The sequence below is a fragment of the Novosphingobium naphthalenivorans NBRC 102051 genome, from assembly GCF_001590985.1.
Lineage (GTDB): Bacteria > Pseudomonadota > Alphaproteobacteria > Sphingomonadales > Sphingomonadaceae > Novosphingobium > Novosphingobium naphthalenivorans.
On record NZ_BCTX01000080.1, the window covers coordinates 1 to 20,027 of the forward strand.

General features: G+C 64.8%; 18 protein-coding genes and 1 tRNA gene. 6 read left to right on the top strand and 13 right to left on the bottom strand.

Annotated features, from left to right (window positions below):
- Window positions 1–2,226 (bottom strand): strawberry notch-like NTP hydrolase domain-containing protein (locus tag NN5_RS20200; protein WP_174523917.1); only part of this gene is annotated, 2,226 nt, incomplete at its 3' end.
- A 190-nt stretch (window positions 2,227–2,416) separates the two neighbouring features.
- On the opposite strand from NN5_RS20200, the gene NN5_RS20205 reads away from it, so the two are divergent.
- Window positions 2,417–2,692, top strand: a complete 276-nt coding sequence (locus NN5_RS20205) for an HU family DNA-binding protein (protein WP_067737502.1) — start codon at window positions 2,417–2,419, stop codon at window positions 2,690–2,692.
- Between the two features lie 41 nt (window positions 2,693–2,733).
- Here the strand turns inward: NN5_RS20205 and NN5_RS20210 are convergent, their stop codons facing one another.
- From NN5_RS20210 to NN5_RS20235, 6 genes are all read right to left on the bottom strand, one after another.
- Window positions 2,734–3,378: a DUF8835 domain-containing pootine gene (locus NN5_RS20210; RefSeq protein ID WP_067737549.1), complete on the bottom strand. Its 645-nt coding sequence runs from the start codon at window positions 3,376–3,378 to the stop codon at window positions 2,734–2,736.
- The gene (locus NN5_RS20215) at window positions 3,371–3,787 is read right to left on the bottom strand and encodes a hypothetical protein (protein ID WP_067737505.1); all 417 of its coding nucleotides are present in this window, start codon (window positions 3,785–3,787) and stop codon (window positions 3,371–3,373) included. Before NN5_RS20215 ends, NN5_RS20210 begins: the two co-directional genes overlap by 8 nt.
- A 92-nt stretch (window positions 3,788–3,879) precedes the next feature.
- On the bottom strand, window positions 3,880–4,098 hold the full coding sequence (locus tag NN5_RS20220; RefSeq protein WP_067737508.1) for a hypothetical protein: 219 nt from the start codon (window positions 4,096–4,098) through the stop codon (window positions 3,880–3,882).
- Between the two features lie 59 nt (window positions 4,099–4,157).
- Complete coding sequence (locus tag NN5_RS20225; protein WP_067737511.1) at window positions 4,158–6,296, bottom strand: ParB/RepB/Spo0J family partition protein; 2,139 nt, start codon at window positions 6,294–6,296, stop codon at window positions 4,158–4,160.
- Window positions 6,297–6,429: 133 nt separating this feature from the next.
- Window positions 6,430–7,623 (bottom strand): hypothetical protein, encoded by a 1,194-nt coding sequence (locus NN5_RS20230; RefSeq protein ID WP_067737514.1) that lies wholly within the window; start codon window positions 7,621–7,623, stop codon window positions 6,430–6,432.
- A 466-nt stretch (window positions 7,624–8,089) separates the two neighbouring features.
- A tRNA-Gly gene (locus NN5_RS20235) sits at window positions 8,090–8,164 on the bottom strand.
- A gap of 225 nt (window positions 8,165–8,389) precedes the next feature.
- Between NN5_RS20235 and NN5_RS20240 the strand changes: the two genes are divergently transcribed.
- Window positions 8,390–9,292, top strand: coding sequence for a tetratricopeptide repeat protein (locus NN5_RS20240; RefSeq protein ID WP_067737517.1), 903 nt, complete (start codon window positions 8,390–8,392; stop codon window positions 9,290–9,292).
- A 7-nt stretch (window positions 9,293–9,299) separates the two neighbouring features.
- Entirely contained in the window at window positions 9,300–9,911 is a 612-nt protein-coding gene (locus tag NN5_RS20245) for an LON peptidase substrate-binding domain-containing protein (protein WP_067737520.1), read from the top strand.
- Window positions 9,912–9,994: 83 nt separating this feature from the next.
- On the opposite strand, the gene NN5_RS20250 is transcribed toward NN5_RS20245, so the two are convergent.
- Window positions 9,995–10,237 carry a hypothetical protein gene (locus NN5_RS20250; protein ID WP_067737523.1) on the bottom strand — a complete coding sequence of 81 codons (243 nt, stop codon included), beginning with the start codon at window positions 10,235–10,237 and terminating at the stop codon, window positions 9,995–9,997.
- A gap of 132 nt (window positions 10,238–10,369) precedes the next feature.
- Entirely contained in the window at window positions 10,370–12,586 is a 2,217-nt protein-coding gene (locus NN5_RS20255) for an O-linked N-acetylglucosamine transferase, SPINDLY family protein (protein ID WP_067737526.1), read from the bottom strand.
- 209 nt (window positions 12,587–12,795) lie between these two features.
- Between NN5_RS20255 and NN5_RS20260 the strand changes: the two genes are divergently transcribed.
- The 3 genes from NN5_RS20260 (at window position 12,796) to NN5_RS20270 (ending at window position 15,894) form a co-directional block, all read left to right on the top strand.
- Window positions 12,796–14,343, top strand: coding sequence for a hypothetical protein (locus NN5_RS20260; RefSeq protein WP_067737528.1), 1,548 nt, complete (start codon window positions 12,796–12,798; stop codon window positions 14,341–14,343).
- 132 nt (window positions 14,344–14,475) lie between these two features.
- Entirely contained in the window at window positions 14,476–14,865 is a 390-nt protein-coding gene (locus tag NN5_RS20265; protein ID WP_157081233.1) for a hypothetical protein, read from the top strand.
- A 180-nt stretch (window positions 14,866–15,045) separates the two neighbouring features.
- Window positions 15,046–15,894 (top strand): LysR family transcriptional regulator, encoded by an 849-nt coding sequence (locus NN5_RS20270; RefSeq protein WP_067737534.1) that lies wholly within the window; start codon window positions 15,046–15,048, stop codon window positions 15,892–15,894.
- A 369-nt stretch (window positions 15,895–16,263) separates the two neighbouring features.
- Here the strand turns inward: NN5_RS20270 and NN5_RS20275 are convergent, their stop codons facing one another.
- The 4 genes from NN5_RS20275 to NN5_RS20290 all read right to left on the bottom strand — a co-directional run.
- Window positions 16,264–17,673, bottom strand: coding sequence for an efflux transporter outer membrane subunit (locus NN5_RS20275; RefSeq protein ID WP_245656628.1), 1,410 nt, complete (start codon window positions 17,671–17,673; stop codon window positions 16,264–16,266).
- Window positions 17,670–18,641 carry an HlyD family secretion protein gene (locus NN5_RS20280; RefSeq protein ID WP_067737540.1) on the bottom strand — a complete coding sequence of 324 codons (972 nt, stop codon included), beginning with the start codon at window positions 18,639–18,641 and terminating at the stop codon, window positions 17,670–17,672. Before NN5_RS20280 ends, NN5_RS20275 begins: the two co-directional genes overlap by 4 nt.
- A complete protein-coding gene (locus NN5_RS20285) occupies window positions 18,638–18,859 on the bottom strand; it encodes a DUF1656 domain-containing protein (protein ID WP_067737543.1) in 222 nt (73 codons plus the stop codon). Before NN5_RS20285 ends, NN5_RS20280 begins: the two co-directional genes overlap by 4 nt.
- Window positions 18,856–20,027 (bottom strand): FUSC family protein (locus tag NN5_RS20290; RefSeq protein WP_174523918.1); only part of this gene is annotated, 1,172 nt, incomplete at its 5' end. The genes NN5_RS20290 and NN5_RS20285, both read right to left, overlap by 4 nt.

Genomic DNA, 20,027 nt, shown 5'->3' on the forward strand with positions numbered 1-20,027 from the left:
CGTGAAGGCGCCCGCGTAAGCGTCATAGAGTTGGCGCTGATCGTCGGTCAGCTTGTGTTCGACTATCTCATATTCGACGCCGTCATAGGAGAGCGAACGGGCGGTGTAGAGCCCGAGCGCGCGCAGATCGCGCGCGAGCACCTCCATGGCCGCAACGCCGCCATCCTCGATCGCCTCGACGAATTCGGCGCGGGTCGCAAAGGGGAAATCGTCGCTGCCCCAGAGACCGAGACGCTGGGCATAGGCGAGGTTGTGCACGCTGGTGGCGCCGGTTGCAGAAACATAGACGACGCGGGCATCGGGGAGCGCATGCTGAAGCCGCAGGCCCGCGCGCCCTTGCTGGGAGGGAGCGACATCGCCGCGTTCGCCCTTGCCGCCGCCGGCATTCTGCATGGCATGGCTTTCGTCGAAAATGATCACGCCGTCGAAATCGGCGCCCAACCAATCCACGATTTGCCGGACCCGCGAAACCTTGTCGCCGCGTTCGTCGGAGCGCAGCGTGGCATAGGTTGCAAACAGGACGCCTTCCGACAATCCGATCGGCTTGCCTTGCGGGAAGCGGGAGAGTGGCGTGACCAACAGGCGCTCCATGCCGAGCGCTGACCAGTCGCGCTGGGCATCCTCGATCAGCTTGTCGGATTTGCTGATCCAGACGGCCTTGCGCCGGCCCTGAAGCCAGTTGTCGAGTATGATCCCCGCTGATTGCCGTCCCTTACCCGCGCCGGTTCCGTCGCCGAGCATGAAGCCCCGCCGGAACCGCACGGATGCCGTCGCGCCTTCCGGTGCTGCCTGTACGAGGTCAAAGGTCGGATCGACAGTCCAGGTCCCGGCGAGGTAATCGCTGTGCGCTTCGCCGGCGTAGATCACGGTTTCCAGCTGGGCATCGGACAACTGGGCATGGATGTTTGTCGGCAGGCGCGGACGATAGGCGGGCTTGGGTGGCGCAACCGATGCCATGGCGGCCGACTGCACCAGCTTGGTCGGATGGGGCTGCGCGCCCGCGATCCGGATCGATTGCAGCGTGTAGCCTTCGTAGAGGCCATCGCTGATCCGGGCCTCTTCTGGCGGGGTCCAGTCGACGGTGTCGTAAGTGAGGTCGAGGTGCTCGGGATCGGCTGCGATCGGGTTGGCCGGAGCTTTGACCGCCGCGCGGGCAAGATAGCCGCGCACCGATTTGGGGAGGGCGACGATGGGCACGGTCGTTGCCGGGAGACTGACCGGCAATCGCGGCGGAACGTGTGTTTCGATCCAGCCCAGCAGCGTTGCCACATCGGGTGCAGTTCCTGGCGCGAGCGGGAGCACGTTCCGATCGTCCGCGGGTGACTTGTCGATGACGGTCAGGCGCGTTGGAAAGGTCGTACCGTGGCGAGCATAGACGCTGCCCGCCATCGGGCAGCTGAACACGACACGTGCCCGCGCCTGCAAGGCGACAAAGGCATCGCGCCAGTCGGGATTGCCCGGTCCGACATTGGCGCCGGTGATGGCGACAAGCCTGCCGCCCGGGGCCAAGCGACACAGTGCGGAGGAAATATGCCGGAAACCGGCGTCCTGAACGCGGCCTGCCACATGGGCCATGGCCGAAAACGGCGGGTTCATCAGCACGACGGATGGGACCACGGCATGATCCAGGTGATCGTCGATCTGCGCGGCATCGAACCGCGTGATGGGCGTTGCGGGGAAGAGCGTGGCCAGAAGCTCAGCCCGCGTTTCCGCCAGTTCGTTGATGGTGAGCGACCCGCCAGCCAGCTGGGCGAGAATGGCTAGCAGACCTGTGCCGGCCGAGGGTTCCAGCACGCGGTCACCGGGACGGATCGCGGCTGCGGTCATGGCTGCGAGCCCGAGCGGGACCGGTGTCGAAAATTGCTGGAGCGTCTGGCTTTCCTCCGAACGCCGGGTGTGGGTGGGAAGGCGGCCCACAATTCTGGTCAAGGCAGCCAGACGCGCTGCGGGCGCTGCGGCTTTGCGAAACAGGGCCGGGCCATATTTGCGCAGAAACAGGACTGTTGCAGTCTCACAGGCCTCGTAGGCCTGCTTCCAGTTCCACACCCCAGATGCGTCCGAGGCACCGAATGCCGCTTCCATGGCTTGACGCAGTTGGGCGGTGCTGATCGCCTGGCCCTGTTCGAGACGTGGGAGCAACATTTCCCCGGCCGCGAAGATGCTGGTGGAGTGGTCGAGTGAAGGCGGCGTCGCCGGAGAACCGGCAACGGCGGACAGGATGTTCATGACGGACTACCTCAAGGAGAGCGGGAAGGACGGAGCGCGCGCGACGCTCTCTCTCAGCCGCGCGGGTCTCGTCCCGTCCCGGCAAACCTCTTCCTCTCCTGCGCGCTGCCTGCGCACATCAATTCATGGATTTGCGCGGGCGTTGCGGCTAACCGGGCTGCCCCATCAATTCACGAAAGAAGCTATCATTATGAACAACAGTGATCTTGCCGACGCCCTTGCCGCTGCGAATGGCTTGACCAAGACCGATGCCCGCAAGCTGGTCGATGGCGTCTTTGCCGCAATTGCTGACGCCGCAGCCAAGGGCGATGAGATCGCGATCAATGGCTTCGGCAAGTTCAAGATCAAGGACACGCCAGCGCGCGAAGGCCGCAATCCCTCGACCGGTGCGACCATCCAGATCGCTGCTTCGAAGAAGCTGACCTTCGCACCAGCGAAGGCCATCAAGGACAAGCTGAACGGTTGAAGTAATGGAAAACGCCCTGCCGATGCAGGGCGCTATTCCCGTCAGCCGAACCGGCGACCTTCATCCGTGAAGGTGTAGGCGTTGACGGCGATCGCCGTGTCGACACATTCGTCAGACGAGAGGTATTCGTACTCGCGCTCAAGTTGGCGGTAGAGCCAGCGTGCCAGATCGCGCAGTGCTTCCACTACAACATTCTCGGCATCGGCGTTCATGTCCTGGCCGCTGGGGCTCTCGCGCTCCACCGACACGTCCATGCAATACTCATGATAATAGTGTCCGCGGTGGCGTACCCGGGCATGGAGCTGATAGAAATTGCGGCGCTGCACCGCCTGCAAGGCGTCGGCAATCTGATGGAGTTCGGTATCCTTGGGCGCGTATTTGCGGATATTGGCCGGAACGCCGCGCGCGTAAGCGTAGCGCCCCTCGAAGCAGGCACCGTCGCCCTGGCTCCAGAAGCCCCGGAAATAGATGCACGGCTCCTGCCGCGATCCTCCGCCGACGAGGCGAACGGTACGGGTGTCGAGTGTAACGCCCAGAATGGCGCAGATCTGCTCGAAGTCAGCGTAGACAGCGTCATACCAGTCATGGTCGAAGCCGCCTTCGCGAAACCAGGCCCGCGCCTTGTCCTTCGCGGCCTCATCCAGTTCAGCGAGCTGATAAACGGTGGTCTGGATGATCTCAGGCATCGCCGTCGCCTCCATCCAAAACAGATGCAAGCCACCCGTCGGTATAGGTCCATGCAATCGTTTCGCGGGTGGCCAGATCGAGGACATGGGCACCGCCCCCGAAGCCATCGAGGCGCGGCTTCGAGCAGGTGTTGGCGTACTGGAAGCCCCACAGCCCGCTGAGCTGGAACTGCTCGGCGCAACGCCGCACGAACTGGATGACGCGCTCCGGATCGCCGGTCACGTCATCCCGCATCCAGAGCGCGGTGCCGCCATGCTCGGGCTGGATCGAGAGGAGGAAGCCATCGGACGGCGGTTCCTCCGAGGCGCCTTCCTCGGAAAGGGCGGTGTAGAGCGCGAGCGCGCGGGCGGCATTTTCAGGCGTGCCGACGTCGAGCAGGCACGAGAAATGGGTGAAATAGTCGGCCATTTGAAGCCTCCGGACAAAAAGGCCCGGTCCTGCGCGGATGCTACCGCACAGTGATGACCGGGCTGAAGTGATGAAGAAAAGTGGAAGTGGGTTCAGTACCCGAACTGCCATGATGGCCAGTCCTGGCCGTCGTCGGCAGCAGCGACGGCTGCCGGCAGCAAGTCAGCATCGCCCTCAACGAGGATCGGATCGCGGACCGGGGTTTCATCGATCACCGTAACACAGGTGACGATGCCGTCTTCGACTTCGACATGGACGGGAACGAGGAACTGGAAGACCACGCGGCCTGTGGGCACGGACAAATCGGTCATGGCGCGTTCCCTCCGAAAGGGGCGCGGAGGGCAGACTTCCCAACCTCCGCGCATGGCGATCATTCGGCAGCGATGGCGGTGAGGTCGTCGTCCTCGCTTTCCGCCTGTTCGCCGTCGCCATCCTCGGTGAGGAATGCCGGCAGCGCCGCTTCCCCTTCACCCTGATCGACGAGGTCGGCACCCGAGTTGCCATCTGGGTCGGCAAGCCGCAGCGGCTCGGGCAACCAGCCAGAATCAGCGAGCAGGCGTTCGGCCTCCTTGGCCATGTCGCCTTTCTTCATGTGGTCGATGAGCTGGGCAGCCCGGTCGCCAGCGCCATCGCGCACGGCCTCCAGAATGCGCGACTTGGTGACACGGCCCAGATAGTTGCCAACGGTCGGCCGCCATCCAACCTGCACCATGTCGAGGCCGGTTTCCCGCGCAAGGCGGTCGGCCTGGTCGAAGCGCAATTGCAAACCATGCTCACTCACGCCCGAACTGCTGTAGGGATTGGGCCGCTCGTAGAGTGCGTTGATGCCGTAGCTCACGCAGTGGGCAAGAAGCGCCGTCCGGTTCTCCTCGTCGAGCCCGGTTAGCCAATCCCACAGCGCGGCTTCCTCGACCGGAATGCGGCTTTTCCAGTGCTCGTTGCGCTCCTCGACCGACTTGCCCGACAGGCTGTCACCCAGATCCTCCGCCTGGGCCGGGAAGAAGACGTGCCGAACCTGCGCTTCGAGAACGCCGCTCATCGAGCGGTGGTGGAAGGTGTCCGACACGAGCTTGTGGAGCAACGCCGTCATCGCAATCCGCGGATTTTGGGCAACAGCGTCGCGCAATGCCAGCGTGCGGTGAGCGGTCAGCTCGGTCACCAGGCGTTCGGGCAGCGGCTTGATGCCGTCGTCCTCTTCGTCCTCGATCGGCGCTGGCTGGGTACCCATCGTGACGACGACTGGCCGAACAGCGTGGGCCATCGGCGCCTCGCTATGCGACGGATCGGCGGCTGCGTCGTCACCATGGTCGGATGCGACGGGCACATCGTCTTCGGGGCGGACATAACCGCGGTCGGCGATCAGCGAGCCGTCCGAATCGATGGTGACAAACACGCCGGCGATCGCAATCTCGGCGGGATCGTATCGCATGGGGCGATTATCGGGAGCCTCCAGCGCATCCTCGATCTCGCCGAGGCGTTGATCGACTTCATCGGGGAGTTCGTCGGCGTTCTCGTATTGCTCGGTCAGGCGATCGAGCTCGGCCTGCAAGCCGGCGCGCGTGGCCTGCTCTTCCTCGGTCATCTCGAGCGGCGTGCCGGTGATCTCGCGCATAGCGTGCGTGACACCGTAAGGGATGCTGAGGCTCGCCTCGACCCACTTCCATCCTTCGACAGCAATCCGGTCGGCCTCGTCGCGAAGCTTTTCGGCGACGAGGCGGTCGAGCAGACCCACATCCTGCAGCCAACCGCCATCATCGGACTGGAAGAGGTCGCGCAGCACGATGCCCCCGGCTGCTTCATATGCATCGATGCCGACGAACAGCGCGCGCCTGTCCGATGCCCGGACCGTGGTTTCGGTGAGCATGCGGCGGATCTGCCAGGGTTCCTTCTGCCAGCTGTCGCGGATTGCTTCCCAGACCTGTTCCTGCCGGGCGTGGTCTTCGGACATCGTGAAGGCCATCAACTGTTCGAGGGTCATGCCGTCCTCGGCGTAGACGTCGAGCAAGCTGGTCGCGACGGCGGCGAGGCGCAGACGCTGCTTCACGACATTGACGCCGACAAAGAAGGCCGCGGCGATGGCTTCCTCGGTCATGCCCTTGTCGCGCAGGGCCTGGAATGCGCGGAACTGATCGAGGGGATGGAGCGGCGCGCGCTCGATGTTTTCGACCAGCGAGACTTCGTCGATGAGGATATCGCTGGCGGCATCGCCGACGACGCAGGGCACCGGCGTGGTGCGGGAAAGGCGCTTCTGTTTGGCGAGGAGTTCGAGCGCACGGTAGCGGCGGCCACCGGCGGGCACTTCGAACATACCGGTTTCAACGCCGTCGACGTCCAGCACCGGCCGGACGTGCAGCGACTGGATGAGACCGCGCCTGGCGATTGACTCTGCGAGTTCCTCGACCGACACCCCGGCCTTCACACGCCGGACGTTCGACTGGCTGAGGACCAGTTTGTTGAAGGGGATGTCGCGCGAGGACGACAGGGTGATCTTCTGGGCAGCAGTTGCCATGGTATTACCTTTCGCGACGGGCTGCCCGAAAGCCTCTCTCTCGGACCTCAACCCGTCACGAAGCGAAGCGCCGCCCTCTTCCTCTGAAGGGGGCAGCGCAACGCAAGGTATGCCGGAGTGTTCGCGGCAGGGGTCAGTGAACCCGGTCGAGGAGCTTCTTGGCCTTGCCCTCCATGTCGAGGCGGGCGTCCTGGTGGGACTTGTCGCGAGCCAGCGCGGTGATGCCCTGGACGAAATCGAAGATCGATTCGGGCGGGCGGCCTTCCTCGGCGAGCACCGTCTCGATGATCTTGCCGGTCTCGGCCTTCGAAAAGCCGCGTCCCCGCAAAAAGTCACTGCGATCTTCATCGGTGCGGGCCACGATGCGTTCGCGGGCCGCCCTGATGCCGTTCACGAAAGGCAGGGGCGAAGAGTTGGCGAACCCCTCCAGGGCAGGTGCCGCTTCATGGGCGAAGCGGTTGGCGGCATATTTGCTGTGCCGGATGGAGATTTCCTCGAATTGTTCGACGCCCCAGAGGTTCCGGTTCTGGCAGACTGCGCGCAAGTAGAAGCTCGCCATGCCGAGGGTCTTGGCGCCGACCTCGGAGTTCCAGCAGTAGAATCCGCGGAAGTAGAGGTCGGGCGATCCATCGGGCAGCCGCCCGGCTTCGATCGGGTTGAGATCGTCGACCAGGAAGAGGAACACATCTCGATCCGAGGCGTAGAGGGTGGTTGTGTCGCGGGTGATGTCGACACGCGGGTTGTAGATGCCGGTTGACCAGTCGAGCACGCCGGGGACTTTCCACCGGGTGTCGCCAGTGCCGTTGCCGGCGATCTTCTGCACCGCCTCGACGAGTTCGTGGTCATATATCCGACCGTAGTCTGGCCCCGTCACGGCGCGCAGCTCGACCCTGCCGATATCCGTTTCGAGAGTCTTGATTTGCTCGGCTCGGTGGGATGTCAGTCCATATTGCAGGTTGATCGCCGCAAGAGGGGCGGGAAGCTGGCGCAGATAGGCTGCGGGCGCCCCGACCTGGCTGGCGAGTTGGCCGAAGCTCCAGTGCGTTGGGGCAACGGGAGCGTCGGCGCCGGGGAGGATCAGCGACAGGCGTTCGGGATCGTTGCGGTTCGCCTCGACATGGATGAGGGCGGTTTCCACCACCCGGGTCCGACTGCGCTCGGATCGGCCGCGCACCGCGCGGGCGAGATCATCGAGCGAGAGGAACCTCTCGTCATCGGGCCGCGAGAACCATTCGGACGAGACGCGGCCAACGCGTTCGCCGCGCGAGACATCGACCTTGTAGCCGCCGCTCGCATCGCGGCGGGCATCGAGAACCTGCATGTTCATGGGAAAACCTCCATGACGGGCGCCGAGAGCCTCTCTCTCAGCCCTGATCCGTCACGGAAATTCTTGCCCTCTCTAACTCTTCGACGGGGCGTTGCGGGGTGTCCCCGCAGAAGGGGTCGGCAGAGACCCCGGCTCGGCCGCAGGGGAAGACGTTCCCCTTCAAGGACTGTGCTTCATTGCGTAAGCAGAATTTGGCCTAGCGTAAGCGAACATTTTAGCCCGCGTAAGCAACATAAAGGGGCAGAGTCTGGCTCGCACCACCCCCTATCGTTCAGTGCCAGCCTGCGGAGATGCGGCCCAAATATCAGCAATCATCAAGTGGGCTCCGTCGGGAGGCACCCAAACGCCGCCGTTTATGCGGGTTGCGCTGCTTACGCATTGCTTACTTTTGTGATTTTGAGGATCGCGTAAACAGAAAAAGCGACCCTTACGGATCACTTAACTGCTTGATTTTCCATAGGAAAACTGGAGCGGGCGAAGGGATTCGAACCCTCGACCCCAACCTTGGCAAGGTTGTGCTCTACCCCTGAGCTACGCCCGCTCTGGCGCTTGGCGGGAGGTCGTTCCCGCCGGGTGAGGCGCGCCACTAGCAGGGGCTTGAGGGGGCGGCAAGAGGAGAATTGCAATTTTTTTTGCAGAGGCCCCTGCAATGGCGCAAAGGCAGGGGGCGGCAGGGCCTGTGGATGCTTTCGCCCTTCACAAACGGCCCCGGAAATCCGATCTAGGGGCCGGTATTCAGGAATATGGGAGCAAGACCTTGGCCAGCATGGGGCTCAATCTCGACGAGCAGAAGGCAGTAGACCGGTTCCGCAAGGCGGTGGCCGAGCCTTCGATGACCCAGTTGGTGATCCTCGACTTCTGGGCCGAGTGGTGCGGGCCGTGCAAGGCGCTGTCCCCGGTGCTGGAAAAGGTCGCCGCGGACTATGCGGACAAGGGGGTGGTGCTCGCCAAAGTCAATGTCGACGAAGAGCAGTTCATCGCCTCGCAGTTCCAGGTGCGCTCGATCCCCACGGTCTATGCGATCTTTCAGGGGCAGCCGGTCGCCGATCTCACCAATGCCCGCACCGAATCGCAGCTCAAGCAGATGCTCGACCAACTGCTCGCCAAGCTGCCGGTGCAGCCCGGAGGCGCTGCGCCGCAGCAGGATCTCGCGCCGCTGATCGCGATGGGCGACGAGGCGCTGGCTGCCGGCGATGGTGAGCGCGCCGCCAGTATCTTCATGCAGATTCTCGAGATGGTGCCGGACAATGCCGAAGTGCTCTCGGGCCTGATTCGCGGGCTCGTTGCCGCCGGACGGGTGGAGGAAGCCGAACATGTGCTCGGCAGCCTGGAGCCCGAAGTGGCTGCCGATCCGCATCTGGAGCGGGCCCGCACCGCGCTCGAACTGGCGAAGGACAAGCCCGAGGATAGCGAACTCGCCGCGTTGAAGGCCGCCGCGGCCGAGCGCCCCGGCGACATGGACGCGCAGCTTGCCTATGCCAATGCCGCCTTCGCTGCGGGCGAGCGCGATGAGGCTGCCGCGACGCTGCTGGCGATGGTCGCCGCGGACCGTGAGTGGAACGAGGGGGCCGCGCGGGCCAAGCTGCTGCAGATCTTCGAGGCGGTCGGTCTGGAAGACCCGTGGGTTTCGGCAACGCGCCGCAAGCTTTCGACTGTCCTGTTCGGCTGAACGGCTCTTGACGCGGATTACCATCTTTCCCCTTCCCGGCGCGGTTCTCTATCCGGGATTGCAGTTGCCGCTGCATATCTTCGAGCCGCGCTACCGGGCGATGGTGAGCGATGCCCTTGCGCGCGACCGGCTGATCGGCATGATCCAGCCGCAGCGGGCCCATGAGGGCGCGCCGCTCTATTCGATCGGATGTCTGGGGCGGATCGGCGATGTCGAGGCGCTGGAGGACGGGCGTTTCAATATCGTGCTGGAAGGCGAACAGCGCTTTCGCGTGGTGCGCGAACTCGATGTGACCACGCTGTTCCGGCAGGTCGAGGCGGACTTGCTCGAAGAGGACGTGGACGAAGTGCTCGCCCCGGTCGAGCGCGCCGGCTTCGAGCGTGAAGCACGCCGTTTCGCCGATGCGCAGGGCTATGTGGTCGACTGGGACCAGGTGACGCGGCTCGACGATTATGCGCTGATCAACGGCGTCTCGCAGATCGCCCCGTTCGATCCGGCCGCCAAGCAGGCCTTGCTGGAAGCACCCGGCATTTCCGCCCGCTGCGAGCTGCTGGTCCAGCTCATGCAATTCTTCCGCCGCACCAGCGACGATGACAAGGACGGCGCGACGCTGCAGTAAGCTGCGGCCCGTCATGCTCCGCAGAACGAAAAATGGCGGCTCCTGCTGGAACCGCCATTTCCTGAACTTGCCTGAGGAAAGGCTTAGTTGCTGGAGGGGCTGTTGCTGTCCCCAGAGACCGCGAGTGCAATGCCGCCAGCGACAATGCCGATGCCGAGCAGGATCAGCAGGGTGTTCGACCCCATGAACTGCTTGTTCGTCTTGCCGGCCGAAGTCGTTGCCTTGACGCTGGATGCCTTCGCAACCGAAAGCGGAGCGGCCGAGTTGGCCATGACCGGCGTCGCGATCAGCGAAGAAGCGGCTACTGCAGCCAGTAATTGGGTCATACGCATAATAGAAGTGCACCCCATTTTAGATTCAGTCTCGAATCAAGTGGCTAATATTAAAGGTTTTATCTTGGTGAAAGCCAAGTTGGTGTTTCAAGCCAAGGAGAAGGCAAACGTCAGTAGCGTCGGCCGTCACTCCACCTCGAAATGGTCCGGCGCCAGCCCTTCCAGCCGCCGCTGGTGCATATGCTCCAGCGCGGCTTCCACCCGGCGGGTGTAGGGAGCGGTGTCGAACAGGGGCAGGGCTGCGTGGCCGGCCGTGAGGCGTTCGCGCATTTCCGCGAGGCGTGCCGGGTTGCGGGCAAGGAAGAGTGCCAGCGCGGCGTAGGCTTCTTCGCTGTCCACGGCCAGTTCGGGCAGGCCGGCGGCACTGACGAGGCTGGCGGCCACGCGCGCGGCGAATTGCCGGCCGGCCAGCGTCAGAACCGGCAGGCCCGCCCACAGGGCGTCGCTGGCGGTGGTGTGCGCATTGACGGCGAAAGTATCGAGGAACAGGTCAGCATGGACCAGACGGCCCAAGTGCTCGCCGTGCGATATGGATGGTGTGAACACGAGCCGCGCCGGGTCGATGCCGCGTGCTTCGGCTTCCCGGCGCAGATTGTCTTCGGCCCATTCGTTCGAGCGCAGCAGCCACAGCACGCTGCCTTCCACTTCGTGCAGCAGGCCCATCCAGATGTCCCATTCGCGCGGGGAGATTTTGTAGGTGTGGTTGAAGCTGGCGAAGACGAAGCCCTGTTCGGGCAGGTCCCAGCCGGCGCGGCCCCTAGTGTCGGGCACGATCTCGCGCAAGTTGTCGTTGGCCTGGTAACAGTGGGCGAGGCGCACGATCTTCTCGCTGAACCATTGCTCGGCGCCCTCGGGCATCGTCACGTGGTCGGCGATGAAATAGTCCATGCACGGATGGCCGATCGTGCCCGGATAGCCCATGTAGCTGACCTGCACGGGCGCAAGGCGATGGCCGAACCAGCGAACGCGGGAGCCTCGGGTATAGCCCTTGAGGTCCACCGCGATGTCGAGATTGTCGCCTCGGACAAGAGCGATGACGTCCTCATCGCGCATCTCGCCGACTTCGATGAAGGCATCGACATGCTTGCGCAGCTCGATACGGGCCGGGTCGTCCTCACGGACCGGCCCATAGCTGTAGAGGCGCACGTCGAAGCGCGACCGGTCGTGCTCGCGGAAGAAGCCCGACATCAGGTGCATCGTCGCGTGGCCGTGGAAATCGCCGGAGAAGTACCCGATGCGAATGCGCCCGTCGGCAGATGGAGCCGGACGGGGCATGTCGACGGAGGTCGCTGCTGCGAACTGCAGCTGTGCGCAGTTCTGCGAGCGGCGGTATTGCTGGGCTGGATCGTCGACGAACGGCAGCGCGGAAAACGCCTGTTCGGCGCTTTCGGTCAGCACGAATTCGCCGCGTTTGCTCCAGTCGCAGATATGCGCTTCTTCGAACAGGGCCTGCAGCCGCGCCGCGCTGTTGGTGGGATCCACGCCCAGGGCCGCGCGGAACGAGGCAATCGCGTCCGGCAGGTCTTTCCTCAGGACGAGGGCCTTGCCCTTGTTGACCATCGCCTGCCCATTGCGGGGATTGACCGCGAGCGAGCGGTCGAAGGCGTCGATGGCCTCGTCGAGACGCTCCAGAGCAAGCAGCTGGCCGCCCAGGTTGTTGTGCGCATCGGCGTGCGAAGGGTTCAGGCGGGCGGCATTGGCAAGGGCGGCAATCGCTTCCTCGTGATAGCCGGTCTTCGCCAGCAGGTTGCCGAGATTGTAATGGGCTTCGACATAGCCCGGATCGATACGGATGGTCGCTGCGAAGTGCTCGGCGGCCTCCTCGTCGCGTTCGGCGATCTGGAGCAGGTTGCCGAGATTGTACTGCGCGTCGGCATAGTCGGGCTTGCGGGCGATCACCTCGCGGTAGATCGCCTCGGCCTCGTCCGGACGGTCCTGCTTGCGCAGCGAAATGGCGAGATTGTTGTAACTGGCGGGATGGTTCGGGTCCGCCTCGATCGCGCGGCGGAAGGCCTGTTCCGCGCCGGCATTGTCATTGAGCGCGAGCAGGGCCGCGCCGAGCAGGTTGTGCACTCCGTGCGAGCGGGGGAATGCTTCGGCCAGGGTATGGCCCTGCTGTGCGGCGTCGCTCATGCGGCCCGACTTGTAGGCGGCGACCATGGCGTCGAATTGCTGCTGCGACGGATTGTTGTTCGCGGCTTCCAGTGCAGCCAGAGCCGCGCGGGCGCGCGGGTTGCGCGGATGCTTGTCCAGCACCTTGCGATAGATCGCGCGTGCCGCGTCCGTCTCGCCGCGATTGGCCGCGCCTTTAGCCTTGATCAGCAGAGATTCCAGTCCGCTCATCCCGCTTCCCCTTGCGTCCTAGTGAGCCCATTACCGAATGGTTAAGGCAAACAGGGTTTATCGAGCGTGAGGATTAGCCCCGGAACTCTACCTAGTTTCGGGAGCGCCACACCTGGGCCGCACGGGCGGAGGTATTTTTACGCCGGGTTAACCATGAGCGGGCGATAGAGCGGCTCCGTGCAGCCAGTCGTCCGCGGGGGCCAAGAGTTATGAAGATGGGGCCGATCACGCCGTTTGCCGGCCATGCGGCCAGACAGGCGCCGGGAGGCGTCGGGGCGCTGGCACGATGGTGGCCGGTGCTGGTCCTGCTGTCCATCATCCCGCTGCTCTATCCCGCCGTGCCGCCGCTGACCGACCTGCCGGCGCACATGTCGCGGTTCATGGTGCAGATGGACGGCGGGCGCACCCCCGGCATTGCGCGCTGGTACAGCTTCCAGTGGAACCTGATCTCCAATCTGGGCACCGATCTTCTCGCCTGGGCGATCGAGCCCGTCCTCGGTCTCGAACCGGCGATGAAGGCGATCGTGATCCTGATCGTCGCGCTCCAGAGCGCGGGGTACCTCCTGCTTGCGCGTGCCGCGCACGGCCGCGTCACCGCGATGGCGCTTTTCGCGCTGCCGCTGGCCTATGGCGCGCCGCTGGAGCATGGCTTCCTCAACTTTGCGCTGGCCACGGCGCTGGCGACACTGGCGCTGGCACTGTGGATCAGCCCGCGCATGGCCGCGCGGCCGGGGCTGCGCTACGGGGTGTTCAGTCTGATCGCCTGCATGATCTGGGTCAGCCATCTGGCGGGCTGGGCGGTGCTTTGCGTGACGGTGGGATGCTGCGAACTGGCGGCCCGCTATGAACGGACGCAGCGCTTCTGGGTAGCGCTCGCCGGCGGTTTCGCGGCGTCCTCATGCCTGCTGGTGCCGCAGCTGCTGAGCCTGATGTGGCCCAACGCGCCGGAACACCTGCCGAGCGTGGGCTTCTTCCGGATGGCGGAAAAGCTCTATTTCCTGTTCAACGTCCTGATGGACCGCTGGGCCATGTTCGACACGGCCGCGGCGCTGGGGCTGACAGTGCTGATCGCCCTGACCTGGCGATCGCCCAGCTTCGCCTTGCACAAGGGGCTGGCACTGGCGGCGATTGTGCTGTTCGGGCTGTTCTGGCTGCTGCCGGGCTGGGTGTTCGGGTCCTATTTCGCGGATATGCGGCTGCTGCCCTCGGTATTCGCGCTGGCCATCCTTGCCGTCAGGCCGAAGCTGGAGGGGCGGCGCCTGACGTGGCTTGCCATCGCCGGGCTGGCTTTCTTCGGCGTCCGGCTGGCCGGAACAACTGTCAGCATGGCGCTGTGGGATAGGCAGTTCCGGCAGGACCTGGCCGTGCTCGACAGCCTGCCGCGCGGTTCGCAGCTGGTCTCGTTCAACGCTCTGCCGTGCCGGACATTCGTGCAGCAGGGCCACGTGCGCGACATGCACTTCCCCAGCTTCGCGCTCACCCGCCGCCACGCCTTTGCGAATGACCAGTTCGCTTTGTCCGGCGGCCAGTTGATGACCATTCACAATCCGGCGGCCGTCCCATTCGACCGCGATCCCTCCTCGATCGAGATCGGCGAGCCCTGCATGGGAACGATTCCCCTCCTTGTGAGCGCGGCAAACGTTCCCGAAGCCGTCCCCTATCTGTGGATCCTGTGGCAGACGCCGGAGCGCATGGTTCCCGGCTGGCGGCCGGTGGCGCGCTCGGGCGGTTCGGTGCTTTATCGCCGGGAACGCTGAACTCCGGCCCCGGAGATCGCGCGGGGGCAATAAAAATGTTTTATGGAAAGCATCGAATTAATGTCGTTGCGATAATGCTTCCATTTATTAAATGCGCCTTCGTTGACCGGCATGAGCCGGCGCGGAGGAAGTATGAAGATCCTTTCCAGTATAATTCTCGCAGCAGCGGTTCTTTCGGGTGTGCCGGCGCAAGCTAAAGATGCAGAATATTCCTCGCTTGATTTGCATGGTTTTGAAAGAAACTATGCGCAACTGGGAATGACGACTTCGGGATACGATCGTGTTCGCGAAGCCGTGCCTGTCGGAAGCGATGCTGTAAATGCGGTCGCCGTCCTTCGTCATGCCGGGGCGCATTGCCAGTCTCCCAAGCCGGAGAAGACCGATATCAAGTGCTTCTATCGTGAACTGCTTTCGGTCGATGACTACGTGAATACTTTTGCGACCTGGGACATCCGTTTCCAGCTGGACGCGGGCAAGGTTTCTGCCGTCTCCGTAGAGCGCACCACCGAGCAGCATAGCTAATAGCTAGGCTGCAAACGCAGCACCTGCCTTGATTCCGGCAACGGCATCCCGAGGGGATGCAAGCGTCAAGGCAGGTGGTGATCCCAGATAGACATTTCAGCCGTTTTGGCGTTAGGCGCAAAGTCATCTTCCTGACCTCGGCCGCTATCCAGCGAGCAAGGGTCCCTGGGGGCGGGCTTGATGGACATTGCAGCGGCAAAGACATTTCTGGAAGTCGCGCGAACCGGCAGTTTCGTGAATGCCGCCGCGGCGCTCAATCTCACCCAGGCGGCCGTCAGTGCCCGTATCCGCGTGCTGGAAGAGCAGCTGGACCATCCGGTTTTCGTGCGTGGGAAGAACGGGATAACGCTGACGCGGGCGGGCGAGCAATTCATGCGATTTGCGACCTCGCTGATCCAGACCTGGGAAAATGCCCGGCGCGCGGTGGCCCTGCCGCCGGGCAGCGAGACGGTCGTCACGGTCGGTGCGGAGCTCAGCCTGTGGAATCCGCTGCTGGGCCATTGGCTGCTGTGGATGCGGCGGGAGCGTCCCGACTTTGCGCTTCGGGTGGGCATCGCGCCGCCCGAGACCCTGATGCAGCAGGTTCAGGAAGGCGCGATCGACGTCGCCGTGCTTTACGGCGCGCCGCAGCGGCCGGGCGTCGTCACCGAACTGCTGGTCGAGGAGCGGCTGGTTCTGGTCACAACCGAACCGGCAACGGATTCGCCGGACGAAACCAAGCATGTGCGGGTCGACTGGGGGCGCGAGTTTGACGCCAGCTATCGTGCGGCCTTCCCCGAGCGCGGCGAAGCGCAGGTCTCGATCAGCTATGGGCCGCTGGCACTGGAATACCTGCTCGCCACCGGCGGCAGTGCCTATTTCCGCAAGGGCTTTATCGGACCCTGGCTTGAAACGGGGCAGCTGCGGCTGGTGCCCGGCAGTCCGGAATTCCCCTATCCCGCCTATATCGTGCATTCCTCGAAACTGGACCCGGCCGTGATGGCCTGCGTGCGCGAAGGCTTGCGCGCCTCGGCGGCATTGCTGGCTTAGGGCCGATCGCCATTCAGCCCATGACGGCCTGTGCCAAGTGGAAACAAAGGCGGCAGTTTTCCGAGCTTCTGGTGCTCACGTACCGAGAATACGCTGCGCTCCGGGTCTCGGAAAACCACCATTCTCGGCGCGCCCTGAACTGAATGGCGATCGGCCCTAGTCACCTGAATCGGAAGTTCATCTCATAACTCGTCGCCCCCCGAATGCGGGGGCCCCGCTACTCTTTCTTACGCTACGCTACCAGAAGCGGGATCCCCGCCTTCGCGGGGATGACGTGGAATAGGAATGCGAACTTCGTTTCCACCGCACTAGGTCAGGGCCTCTGCTCGCTCTGGGACCGGCGGGCGCGGCCGGACGTGCTAGGAACGGCTACCAGCCGCCCCCCAGCGCCAGGAACAGGCTGATCTGGCTTTGCGCCACATCGTCCCATGCCGCGCGTTCGTCATCCTTTGCCTTGACCAGGCTGATGCGGCTGGAAAGATCTTCGGGCAGGCCGGCCTTGCCTGCCTGAAACAGGCGGCGGTTCTGGTCCGCCAGCAGTTCGGCCTGTTCACGCACCTGAGTGAGGTCGGCGGCGCGATTGTGGTTTTCCCGATACCAGGCCAGCGCGGTTTCGGTTTCGCGCAGCGCCTGCAGCACCGTGCCGTCGAATTCCGCGAGGCTGCGATCGGCGCCGGCCCTGGCTGCATCGACTTTCGCGAGTTGGGCGCGGGTCGGGAAAATCCAGCTTATCATCGAGCCCAGCGACCAGTGTCCCGCCATGGCCGAACCGACATCTTCCAGCAGGCCGAATGTGCCGCCACCCAGCCCCAGCGTGATATGCGGGTAGAGATCGGCCTTGGCGACGCCGATTCCGGCCGTGGAGGCTGCCAGCGTCCTTTCCGCCGCCCGCACGTCGGGTCGCCGGGCCAGCAGCGTGGCTCCATCACCGATCGGCAGCGGCCGCTTCAGGTGCGGCAGGGCGTGGCACGCCTCGGCCTCGCGCGGATATTCCGATGGCGCGCGTCCCAGCAGGAACGCCAGCCGGTAGAGCGCCGCGCGCGCGGCTGCCCGGTGCAGGGGAAGGCGCGAGCGCGCTGTCAGAACCAGCCCTTCGGCGCGGGTCACGTCGGTAGCACCCGTCTTGCCTGCGGCATGGAGCCGGCGTGCCGTTTCCGCGAGGCGTTCCTGCATGGCCAGCGCCTCCTCGGCCAGTTCCTGCGCCTCGTTCTCGCCGCAGACGGATACGTAAGCCCGCGCGACCTCGGCCGCGACTGTCACCTGCACGGCCTCCGTAAGCGCTTCGGTTGCCTCATGCCCGGCCTTGGCCTGCTCGACACGGCGGCGGATCTGGCCGAACAGGTCCACCTGATAGGAAACTTGTCCTTCGCCGATGCCGAGATTGGTCACCGGTATGGTCTCGAACTTCAGGAACGATTCACCGGAAAGCCTGGCCCGTTCGACCGATGCGTCCACCGCCATCTGCGGGTCGGAGAGCCCCTTGGTGGCCCGCACCATGGCGGCGGAGCGGGCCAGGTTGGCCCCGGCGATCCGCAAGTCGGTGTTGGCCGCCAGTGCCTGCTCCTCCAGGGCATCGAGCACTGGATCGTCGTAAAGCGCCCACCAGCGCGGCGGGAGGGGATCGACGCTCGTCAGCGCGCCGCCGGACAAGGGGGCCTGCGCCGCAGGGCGGTTGATAGCGGCCTGTTGCGGGAGGTGGTAATCCGGCCCGACCGTGCATCCGGCCAGCGCCGCTACCGCGAGCATGGCCCCTTCCAGCCGGAGCAAGCGATGGCTCACTTGCCCGCTCCCCGGTCCAGCGAGACCGAGACGGTGCGGCCCGAGATCAGGGCAATGCCGGGGGGAGGATTGTCGATCCGGATGCGCACCGGAACACGCTGCGGCAACCGGACCCAGCTGAACGAAGGGTTGATGGCCGGCAGCAGATCGGCACTGCCGTTGCGATCGTGATCCTCGATGGCGCGGGCGATCGAAAAGACGTGGCCCTTCAGAGTCTTGTCCTCGCCCATCACGCGGATGACGGCTTTCTGCCCGATCCGCACGTTCGGCAGCTTGGTTTCCTCGAAATAGCCCTCGACGCGCAGCGTGGACGTATCGATGAGCGCCAGTACGGGGCTGCCGGCGCTCACGTAGTTGCCGATGCGCACCGACATGTCCGACATGAAGCCGTCCACCGGGGCAACCACCTTGGTGCGTGAAAGGTTCAGCCGCGCCAGGTCCTCGGCATTGCGCGCTGCGGCCAGCCGCCCCTCGGCCTGTTCCACGGCCGCACGGGCCTCCGCCAGCGCCGCGGTGGTTTCCTGTGCCCGCGTTTCCGACTGCTGGATCGTCTCGCTGGGGAGCAGCTCGCCAAGCCCGCGATCGCGCGTGGCTTCGCGCCGCGCCTCGGCCGTTCCGGCCTGTGCGCGGACTACCGCCGCACGGGCCTGGTCGAGGTCGGCCCGGGCCTGCTGCACGCCGGTCCGCGCTTCCTCCAGCGCCAGCCGGTAACGCGACGGATCGATTTCGAACAGGACATCCCCGCGATGGACGGTCTGGTCATGGTCGAAATGGATGGCCGTGACCAGCCCCGCCACGTCGGGGGCGACGCGTATGACGTCGGCACGGATACGGCCGTCGCGCGTCCAGGGATCGTCCTGATAATAAGTGTAAAGGGCCTTGCCGCCCAGAATTGCGGCCAGGGCCATCATCCCGGTTACAGCGATGGACACGGCTTTCTGGCGCCGCGCGGAAGATTGCAGGCTCATGGGTGGGTTCCGGAATACGGCGAAGGGACAAGGAGCACGAGTGCGGCCCAGATGATGATGAACAGTGCGGTGTCGAACAGCACCGGATGCCATACCCAGCGATAGACCCGCAGGGCGAGCAGCAGGCGGTGCGCGAACAGGGCAATGACCAGCGCGATGAACCCATCGATGGGCGCGGCCGCGACATAGATGTTGCCGATGAGGTAATCCGGGATCACGCGTTGGCCTCACGGCTGAAATCGGGGGCGTCGGGATAGATATTGCGGCGCAGGGCGACGAGCGCGGCGAGCCCTTCTGCCGGGTCGTTGCCGAGGATCTCTCCCGACAGGCCTTCCCAGCGCGCCGGCTCGGCCACCATCAGGCGCAAGGCTACATCGATCCGGGCGAGCAGCCGCGGCGGCGGTAGGCCTTCGGTTTTACCGGCATACAGGCGCGCGACGTCGCGCAGTACCCGGCGCAGCGAGAGGCTGAGTTTCCTGTCCACCTGGGCCTGCAAGTGCTGGATGGTGACGATGTTCATCGCGATGCGCACGCCGCGCAGGCTGGAGGTCGCCTCGTCGGTGGCATGGCCGAGCCGCTGGGTAATCAGGGCCAGCCGGTCGGTCGTCCGGCCCAGCACGACAAAGCGGCTGGGCGGCGTGACGGCGCTGGCCAGACGCACCAGATCGGCCCGCAGGCGAACCTTCACGCGCGCTATGGCCACGTCGGCACCGGCCGTGCGCATTCCTGCCGTCACGCCGGCAGCGACCAGCAGGCCGAGAACCTGCCCGATGTTGGCATTGATGAAGCGGGCGAAATTGGCATGGAAACTTTCCTGCAGGGCCAGAGCGTTCGCAAAGCCCATCATGGCCGCCGCCCCGGTCATGCCCCAACGGGGGTGGGGGATGATCCAGCCCGTCAGCAGGAGCGGCGGCAGCAGCAGCAAGGCCAGCGGCAGGAAGCCGTCGATGGGCGGCATCAGGACGAACAGGTAGAACCCGGCCACGGGCAGTGCGGCGAGCAGCGCGCCCCCGAAACGCAGGATCATCGGCACCGGATTATCGTGCGCGGCAAAGAGGCAGCAGAACACGCCGGCCATCATCGCCGCCACGGCGCCATCGGCCCAGCCGGTGCCGATCCAGATCGTGCAGCAGATCAGTATCGCGATCGCGGCCGCCAGTCCGGACAGCAGGGCGAATCCGACATCGGCGTGCAGGGCGATGCCCTGGCGCTTTTCGTCGGGGGACAGCGGCGCCGGGATGCTCCGGTCGTCCAGATGCGCGAGAAGCGTGTCGTATTCGTCCAGAAGCCGAGCTGTCTGTTGCTCGCGAATCTCGTGGCTTTGGCGCAGCAACTGCCCCCAGTCATCCTGCGCGCTGTCCTGCGGGGCTCTTCCGCCGCTATGCC